Annotated in this window: 4 protein-coding genes; 3 read left to right on the top strand and 1 reads right to left on the bottom strand. The window is 35.2% G+C overall.

Translation table 11 applies throughout. The features are described 5' to 3' along the window. Nucleotides 1-2,818 (bottom strand): PKD-like domain-containing protein (locus tag ACHRWY_RS27410; RefSeq protein WP_395359185.1); only part of this gene is annotated, 2,818 nt, incomplete at its 3' end. Between the two features lie 296 nt (nucleotides 2,819-3,114). Between ACHRWY_RS27410 and ACHRWY_RS27405 the strand changes: the two genes are divergently transcribed. The 3 genes from ACHRWY_RS27405 to ACHRWY_RS27395 form a co-directional block, all read left to right on the top strand. Next, nucleotides 3,115-3,588, top strand: a complete 474-nt coding sequence (locus ACHRWY_RS27405; protein WP_395359183.1) for a regulatory protein RecX — start codon at nucleotides 3,115-3,117, stop codon at nucleotides 3,586-3,588. A 362-nt stretch (nucleotides 3,589-3,950) separates the two neighbouring features. After that, nucleotides 3,951-8,549, top strand: a complete 4,599-nt coding sequence (locus ACHRWY_RS27400) for a T9SS sorting signal type C domain-containing protein (RefSeq protein ID WP_395359181.1) — start codon at nucleotides 3,951-3,953, stop codon at nucleotides 8,547-8,549. Nucleotides 8,550-8,726: 177 nt separating this feature from the next. Continuing rightward, a partial coding sequence (locus tag ACHRWY_RS27395) for a hypothetical protein (RefSeq protein ID WP_395359179.1) occupies nucleotides 8,727-10,293 on the top strand: 1,567 nt, incomplete at its 3' end.

The following is a 10,293-nucleotide window of genomic DNA, read 5'->3' as shown; positions in this document are numbered from 1 at the left end:
TTGGAGTAACCGATGTTACGATCGCTTTTTTAGTGGCATCTGGTGTTCCGCCTAACCAGGTGGTACCATTCCAGGTTACTGTAGGCTGATCTCCAATAGTCACTAATGCTGTTTGAGTTGATGTACAAGTACCATTATTCACCGTAAAGTAATAACCTCCCGCTGCTAAACCTGTAACGGTATAACTTGATGTTCCTGGAATTGGGCTGTAAGAGGCTGAGGCAAAACCTGTTTGGGTAATGGTCCAGTTTCCTGCGGGTAAATTACTTAACACAACGCTTCCTAAACTTGCACAGCTAACATTTGTAATTGTTCCTACTGTTGGAGTTGAGGGTAATGGGTTTACTGTAATATTTGCCGTTACTGAACAACCATTATTGTTTGTATAGGTTATAACACTTGTACCGGCAGCAACGCCTGTAACAACACCTGTATTGCTAACCGTTGCAACAGAAGTTGAACTAGATGTCCATGGATTTGTTGAATTTGGTGTTCCTAATCCTGTTAGTGATGTCGTTGAGCCAGCACAAACATTTAAGGTTCCTGAAATAGTTGGTAATGGGTTTAAAGTTACTATAATGGTGAACGTGTTGCCCGGACATCCTCCAGTAGTGGGAGTAATAGTATATGTAGCAGTTGCTGTAGCAGTTGTAGTAGTAGATAACGTTCCGGATATATTGGATTGAGTTCCTGTGCTTGCTTGTCCTCCACTAAAGTTAGTTCCCGTTGGCGCACCCCAACTATAAGTTGTACCTGTTGGAACAGTGCCATTTACACCATTAGTTGGAGTAACTGTAAAAGTAGTTCCGCTACAAGCTGAAGTTGTCATATTTGATATTACGGGTTTTGGATTTGTCGTAATAGAAATTGGCGCACTGCTATAAGAGCAAGTGGAGGCGTTAGATGCAACCGCAGATACTGTTCGTCTATAATAGGTAACATTTGTACTTGTATTTCCAATTATAGCTGCTGGCGTATAATCTTCAGCTGTAATTCCTGTTCCTGTCGTTACATTTGTCCATGTACCCGGAGCACCTGAAACTTGTGGCGCAGATTCCCACTGAAACTTTATTGTTGGATTTACTGCTGCTCCATTGTATGGATAAGATGATCCGTCAATTAGACCAGGTGCAGTCCCTGTACAAACAGTAGTAGATGCTGGTGCGGTAATTGTGTTTGAACTTGCTAAGAAAGGTGTCATACTAAACTCCAATATGTTTACTCCTGCATTTTCATAATAATCCAAGACTAAAACACTAGTGCCAGTTAGATTGATAAGTACATTTGAATAGGTCGTTGCAGATTGGTCACCCCATTGCGTAGCAACTCTGACTCCATCTACATACAATCTAACTCCATCATCTGCTCTAAGAGTAACTAAATAGCAACCTGACTTTGTAGAATTCATTCTATAACGCACAGCAAATTGTTCTGTACGTATTGTTGCTCTCTGAACATCGTTTGAAAGTATAGGAAAACAAACATCATCTCCTCCAAAATTCTTGGTTATTGATTCTGTTGTTTCGTCGTAATATCCAACATATTCTGCGTCTGAAAATGGAGTAGTTGTTGGTAGTGCCGGAGGAGAAGCTCCTCCTGGAGGCAAAGTAGCACTTGTCCAGTTGTAGATATGACCTCTCCATGTATTATTTGCTACTGGAGTAGATATTTGACTATCTTGTTTGTTGCCAACTGAGTTTAAAGTAAGTGTAATTCCTCCTGTTCCTACCGTTCCAATACCAGCACAAGTACCCGTTGACAAAACAACTTTCACCTGACCAGAAAATTGAGGCTCCCAGTTTGTAATCGTAGCTCCTGTAGCGCTACTGTTAGTAGCTGCTGGTGAAACATCTAAACCTGTCGAAGCATCTAAAATATTTAATTTTTCACTAAAACCAGAAAAAACATCACCCACAGCAAAAGTATATTTAAAGCCTTTTATAACGTTTACCAAAGCATATTGTCCTGCACTTGCATTACCTGTAGTTTGCGTATTGGTTTTATCGATACAAAATTCATAGCTACCCAATGAAGTTGTCACGTCTGGTGTAAATGTGTAGATTTGATTGTTAGCAGGTCTAGCATTGATATTTGTTGTAAATGTACCTGTCTGCGCTGTTGGATTTGCTCCTGCATTGTTTAAAGTTAAATAAGTACTATTTGAATCATAAATCCCAATTGATGATGTTATTGTAGTACCTACGTTATTTGATGTAGTTTTATACCTATACTCAATTTTATTTGAACCTTCATATAACCACACTTGAAAAGAAAGCATGTCACCCGTATTTCCATTATAAAAATACTGCTGAACCCACTCTATCTTAAAGATACGATTAGGAGAACTCCCGGTTGTTAAATATCTTGGCGGATTATTATTCGCATAAACTAAATCATCCCAAAATGGGAATAAAATAGGCTTAGAGGATTCAGCATTCGCTGATGTATTAGCGTATTGGGAATCAGTCGCTGATCCAAAAGTAAGCCATCCATTATTTGAGATTTTGACCTGATTATAACCTAACCCACCAAAGGTAAATACGAAGGGCATGGTAATAGGGTTAGAAATTACATCATCAGTCGAAGAGGTTGGCATACCTCCTGCATTCGTTACCCCACTAACCCCCGCTAAAGTATTATATGTACCAGTACTAGTCGTGAAACAATAATTACTAGCAGATTGCCCATAATTATTTGAAAACACAAAAAATATCCCAAAAAAAAGCAATTTTACATTGGGAATAAATAATTTTCCGGAAAAAGAATTAGAAAATTTTAAAAATAAAAGACGAATAATCAAAAGTAATTTTTGAATCATACAAACAGTGGTATTTATATTTAAATTTGTTTTTTTTTATTTAGTAAAATAAAAAGCAGCTCCGTTTGAAAGTGCGACATTCCTATTTGGACTTTTTTATAACCAAATTTTCCACGTAAAATCCTGTCTTACAGACAAAATTAAAGTGTTAAAATTTGGTTACAAAAATATTATAATTCTGCACATATACAACATTTTAGTTAAAGACTTTTTAAGAATAACAGAAAAAAGCTACGCATTTTTAACACTAAAATGATTATTTTTAGCAATAACCGTTAAAAAGAAAGAAAAAACTCATGAATGAAATTTTTACCTTAAAACAGGCCTTAGAGAAATTAGAGCACTTTTGTGCTTATCAGGAACGTTGTCATGCTGAAGTCGTTTCAAAATTATACAGCTTAAAAATGACCTCTGATGAAATCGATGTTATTGTCGTTCAGCTAATTGAAGGCAACTTTCTAAATGAAACCCGTTTTGCCTGTAGTTTTGCGAGAGGGAAACATCGTATTAAACATTGGGGAAAAATCAGGATTACAAATGAACTTAGGGCGAAGCAAATTTCTTCAACAAACATTACACTGGCTTTGAAAGAAATTTCATCTGAAGAATATGAAACTACTTTTGAACAACTTTCTGAAAGATGCTGGAATAGCATTCCGGAAAAAAATACTTTAAAAAAGCGAAAAAAATTCTGCGATTATATGTTACGCAGAGGATTTGAAAGTTTTCTTGTTTATGAAAAAGTAACACAATTAGAAAAAGATTTTTAATACTAAAGAAGTTCTTTTAGTTGTAATTAATTACTTGCATTTTTTATAATTTTACAGGTTGCCAAATTTTGGTTTTCTTGCGAATTTTTCATTCAAATGACGTTTTTTGCAATTATAAGCATAAAATGGGATGTAATTTCAGTCTTATTTTACGATTTTTCTTATATTTAAATTTAACATTTTATAAGAAATAACGTAAATTGTTAATTTTTGCAGTGTAGTTTATCGGTTATATTAACAGTTTATCGATTATATAGCTCTTCTAAAAACCCTGTTATTTTCAAACACGTAGATGTCTCTATATTTGCTCGGGCAATTTTTATGCTATGCCAGCATAACAAATTGTATAGAAAACATTTAGCATGAAAAAAACTTTACTTTTATTTTTATTATTGCCTTTTTTAGGATTTAGTCAGGCTGCATCGGGAACCTATGTTATTAATTCAGGAAGTGCTGCACCTTTAAACTCATTGTCAAATGCAATCGCTTATATTAATACAAATGGAGTTAGTGGCCCTGTAACTCTTTTGATTGATAATAACCAAACTATTTCATCCCAAATTGCAATCACTTCAACGACTATAAATGCTACTAATACGTTAACTATTAAACCTAATAGTGGAAAAGATATTATAATAAATGCAGTAACTCCTAATGGATATACTAGTGTACCTGCAATATTTTTATTTAATGGAGTTAAAAATGTTACAATTGATGGCAGTAATTCAACTTCAAATACTAAAAATTTAACACTATACAGTGAAGACGAGATAAGCTATAACAGTAAATCAATATTTTGGATTGCAAGCAATGGAACTACCCCATCGACAAATATTACGGTAAAGAATTGCATTATAAAATTCAAAACACGTAACGATGGTGAAAATTTACTTACGGGTGTCTATTCTGGTAATAACACAATTGGGGGCAATAACACCATGACTGTTGAAGCCTCTACATCGGCAAACTCAGCTATAACCATAAGCAATAATGATTTTGTCAATGTTAAGGAAGCTGTAAACATAAACGGAGATAGCAATACTTCAAAAATTCCTTCAGATTGGATTATTCAATCGAATAAAATAGGAAGTTTAACAGAATCTGAAAAACCAGGATCAGGAATTAATGTATCAAATTCCAAAAATTTTACGATTTCTAATAATACTATTTCGGGAGTTTCAAAAATTGTCAATAGTCTCAAAACTGCTTCAGCCATAACAATTTCAGGAACAAGTTCTGGAACCATTTCCAGCAATTATATTAGCGATATTGCAAATAAAATAGGTAATAATAATAGCAGAACTGGCGGAATTTATATTACTTCTACAGGTATTGTTAATATATACAATAATTTTATCAGTAAAATCTCAACACCTGAAACTGATAATTTAGATCAAAATTATCATAATCGTCCTCACGGTATTTATATAGAATCTGGAACGACGAATTTATATTACAATACCATTGTAATGAATTATGCAAATGCTTCGGGGTATTCATCTTGTTTATATATAGCAGGTGGAACAGGCTTTAACATTAAAAATAATATTTTCTACAATTCACAACCTAATGGTAAGCAATATTCTGTGTTTATTGGAGTTGCTGCTTCTGCAATAACATCAATAAGTAATAACGATTATTATGTTGCAAATGCAACTAATAATTTTTCAAATAGACTAGGAACAATTTCTTACACCGGTAATGCTGATTTTACCAATTGGAAAAAAAATACCACTTTTAATCCGGCAGATAATAGTGTACAGCCGTCAATTCTTCCTGTATTTCAATCGGAATCTACTTCAGATTTTCGTTTACAAAACGTAGCTGGAAACTACAATTTAGCCGGGGTAGCCATAAGTGGCATAACAACGGATTACTATAATACTACACGAGTTAAACCTTACATAGGAGCTTTTGAAATATATAATTGCACAGCTCCAACAATAACAACTCAACCAACAGCTTTAATAGCTTGTGAGGGCCAGGATGGAACATTTACCGTGGCAACATCAACTACAGGAGTAACGTACCAATGGCAATATTCTGCTTCTGCTGACGGATCAACCGGATGGACAAATACTGATGGTACCCAGGATGTATCAGGACACACAACCGCAGTATTAAAACTAACAAATATTCCGCTATCCTATAGCAATTATTATGTACGTTGCATTGTATCAAGTTCTGCGACTTGCTTTACTTATTCGAGCATTGTTAAATTAACCGTTAATCCTAAAATAGTTGCGAATGTAACTTTAACTTCATCAGAAGCTTCTACAACAATTTGCGACGGAACTCTGGTGACTTTTAAAGCAACGTCAGTAAATGGAGGAACAAATCCAAAATACCAGTGGTATATCGGAACAACACTACTTGCAGATCAAACGGGGGCGCAGTACACCACAAACGGATTAAAAAATGGAGATGCTATTAAAGTCGTAATGACATCGGATGCAACTTCAGCTTGTTTAACTTCAAATCCGGCAACCTCAAATGTTATTACAGTAGCAATAATAAAAACAGACAGAGGAAGAACAAAAGGAGGAATTCATATTTGTCAGGGAAGTGCAAATCCGACTTTGGGAGTCTACAATTTTGACGACCCAAACAAAGATCAACCCTATTCCGGTCCTGGAACAATCATTCGATGGGAGTATAGTGATGATAACAATAAGACATGGAAACCTATAGCAAATACAGCAGGAAAAATAACATACACTCCAACCGAAATTTTAACAGCATCCAGAAATTATAGGGCGGTAACACAAAATGGAACTTGTGATGAGCAATATGCTATTGAAACAAGAATAGATGTCGAATTTGCACCAACAATAAATTCACAATCTACGGCAACTCAAACACAATGTATCGGAAGTTCATTCAATCCATTAACTGTAACAGCAACAGGATTTGGTACATTATCTTATCAATGGTATAGCAATACAACTGCAAGTACAACAGGCGGAACTTCATTAGTAGCTGCAAATGGGGCTGGAACAAATAGTTATACTCCACAATCAACAACTGCCGGAACATTATACTACTATTGTATTGTTACAGGAACTTGTGGGCCAACTACTAGTGCAATTTCAGAAGCTATTGTTACAAAAGCTGCACCCACAGCACCAAAAGTTGGAACTATTACCCAACCTACTTGTACAACATTGACTGGTAGTGTTGTTTTAGAAAACGTTCCGCCTTCAGGAAGATTACTTGAGTCCAGAGGAACAATATATAATTTTACCGCTTCAGGAACTACATTTGAAATCTCTGGATTAGCACCTGGAACTTATAAATTTGCTATCGATAATAATTGCTCTATTGTATACTCTGCAGACATTGTAATTAAGTCTTCAACAAATATTTGGGACGGTACTAAATGGTCAAAAGGAACTCCGTCAGCAAGTGACCCAATTGAATTTACAGGGACTTATGATTTAGATACCGACGTAGTTGGATGTTCATGCACTATAAGTAATGGCGCAAACGTTACCATACAAAAAGAAAAAACTTTAACAATTACAAACGAAATAAATGTTAATTCAGGAACCCTGACATTTGAAAATAATGCAAGCTTAGTTCAGATTAATAATGTAACCAATACAGGAATTATCACTTATAAACGTATAAGCCCCCCAATTTTTCAGAAAGATTATTTATACTGGTCAACTCCTGTAAATCCTCAAAAGTTAGTTGATATTTCACCTTTAACCACCTCTACTAAATATTTTGGTAATGATGGAAAACAGTGGGTTGTGACTGATAGAGAAAGTAATATGATAATTGGAAAAGGATACATCATTCGTGGTCCGGCAAATTATTCAAATACTGTTAAGCAAGAATATTCGGCATCTTTTAAAGGAGTTCCTAATAATGGAGATTTGGAAGGAGAACTTTTAAAAGCCGGAGATTATAATGTGATAGGAAACCCTTATCCATCTGCTTTAAGTGCAGATGCCCTTATCAGTCAAAACTCGGTGCTAAACGGAACTATTTATTTCTGGACGCACAATACACCAGCTAAGCCAACACCAACTCAGCAATATACTGTAGATGATTATGCAGCTTATAACCTAAGTGGCGGAGTATCTGCTAAATCAGATCCGAACCATTCAATTTCCGGGCAGGATAATGGAATAAAACCAACTGGTCAAATAGCAGCAGGACAAGCATTTTATGTAAATGTTCTGAAAGATGGAAAGGTGAAATTCAACAATACAATGCGAGTAGGAGGAGCCAGCAACAGCCAGTTTTTTAAATCTGCAACTTCAAAAGAAACCGTTCTGGAAAAAAATAGAATTTGGCTAAACATGACCAATGACGCTGGAGTGTTCAAACAAGTATTAGTAGGATATATAGAAGGCGCAACGAATGATTATGATATTAAGTATGATGGAATTTCTTTTGATGCGAATCCATATCTAGATTTTTATAGTGTAAGCAACACAAATAATTATGTAATCCAAGGACGTGCATTGCCATTTACAAATAGTGATATCGTTCCGTTAGGTTATAGAACTACAGTTGAAGGCAATTTTACGATTTCTATTGATGAAGTAGATGGAGAGATGAATAATCAGGCAATTTATGTAGAAGATAAAACAACCGGAACTATTCATGATTTAAGAACGGGTAATTATACTTTTAAAACAGGAGCAGGAACTTTTACAGATCGATTAGTTTTAAGATACACCAACAAAACATTAGGAACCGGAGATTTTGAAAATCTTGAAAACGGCATTCTGGTTTCAATAAAAAATAAAGTGATCAACATATTGTCATCAAATGAAAACATAAAAGATGTGACCGTGTATGATATTTCCGGAAGATTACTTTATGATAAGAAGGTTTCAAATACTGAATTGCAAATTCAGAACCTGCAATCGAGCAATCAGATTTTGTTAGTTAAAGTAACTTTAGATAACGACTTTACCACAACTAAAAAAATAATCTTTAATTGAGAACATTAAAAATAAAACGTGAAAAATCCGACAACGAAAGTTGCCGGATTTTTCACGTAATAACAAATCTTATATACAGGCATTAATATTAAAAAAAAGCTAATTATTGAACCCCTACTAAAAAACATTAGCGTCTAAATCACTAACCAAATCAAACTAAAAATCAACCAAAATTTTATGTCACCTAAATCACTTGTTATAGTACGTTCTTTATTGTCAAAAATTTTAGTCCTGCTTTTTTTTCTAATTTCCTTAAAAACACAAAGTCAGGTTACAATCACAGAAATCCATACGGATTGGAAAGGATATTGGAAATCGAATTCAATCACTGGCATAGGAAACCGTCCAGATGACTACAACAATCTATTAGCTTTTAAATGGAATGGTACTACTTACTCTACAGGTGTTGATGATAATGCCTTAACAATAAAAGGGGTAACTTTTAATGCCCAGAAGTTTCGGGCTTTAAAAATAGGCAGTTTAGGATTGAACAACAACACTTATATTTTACAAGGTTCAATGATCGACAAATCTGCTACTGCTGCGATTTTGAATCCGGCATTGGCAGGATCGAGTGCAACTGGGGCAGAGTTGGCTTCAAGACTTACTGATGGTTCTAATGGTTTGTCTCTGGGAACGGGTGTTGCAAATATAAAAACCGGTTCAGCGGAGTTTAAAATTGGAACAAACAATCTTAATCTGTTTGGTATTGATGATGGTACTCCTGATCTAATTGTAACTCAGGTCGCAGAGCCTGGAACTGCCAGTCAATCGGATGTTTTTAAATTTGTTGACGTAAATGGAAACACTGTAGGAAACGAAATATCGGTTGCATTTGGTGCAGTTTCTGCTGTAGGTACTTACAGTTTAGATTTATTTAAGGCAGATGGAGGTGTAAACGGTTTTACACCGGCTGCCACCAGAGATATTAGACTGGTAGGACTTGAAACAAAAGCTTTTGGTATTACAGGTTCAAATGCTGCACAAGTAGATCGATTTGTTATTAATTTTACAGGTAGTTCAGATTGTGCTTTTATTGCTTTTAACACAAACTCATTGAAATTAGCAGAATTAAGTCTTATAAAAACTGCTTCAATGACTTCTTGTGGAAAATTAGGAGACATCATAAATTATAGTTTTGAAGTTATAAATACCGGAGATGTACCCATAACTGATATTTACATCACTGATCCCCTGCCCGGCATGACAATTTCAGGAAATCATATTGCTACACTTGCAGCTAAAGCAACAGCTACACTAACCGGGACTTATAAAATTACTGCAGCTGATATAGACGCTGGTAAAGTTGTGAATTCAGCAAAAGTTACAGGAACAGATCCTTCTTTAAATATTGTTGAAGATATATCAGGTACTGCATATAATAATAATATAGAAACAACAACCATTTTATTAACACCACCAACAATTGGAAACATAACAAATGTTTCGTGTGGTTCATTAGGAAAAGTAATTCTAAACAACTTACCTATAAACGAAAGCTGGACCATAACACAAACTGGATCATCATCAGCTAGTATACCGGGAAGCGGAAGCACTTTAACGGTGGAAAACCTTGCTGCAGGGACATATAATTTTAGACTAATGACTGCCTCTGGTTGTAAATCGCCCTTATCAGCATTAGTGACTATTGGAGATCAGCCTACAGTAACCTGGAATGGTACCACCTGGTTAGGCGGAACACCAGATGCCACTAAAAAAGCGATCGTAACATCGGTTACTCCAG

The sequence above is a fragment of the Flavobacterium sp. FlaQc-48 genome (assembly GCF_044007335.1).
Lineage (GTDB): Bacteria > Bacteroidota > Bacteroidia > Flavobacteriales > Flavobacteriaceae > Flavobacterium.
The sequence above is the reverse complement of the archived record's forward strand: the minus strand, read 5'-3'. Positions and strand labels throughout refer to the sequence as shown.

Excerpts from the sequence above, each read along its gene's own strand:
- ACHRWY_RS27405 (WP_395359183.1), top strand. The coding sequence starts at position 3,115 with ATGAATGAAATTTTTACCTTAAAACAGGCCTTAGAGAAATTAGAGCAC.
- ACHRWY_RS27400 (WP_395359181.1), top strand. The coding sequence starts at position 3,951 with ATGAAAAAAACTTTACTTTTATTTTTATTATTGCCTTTTTTAGGATTT.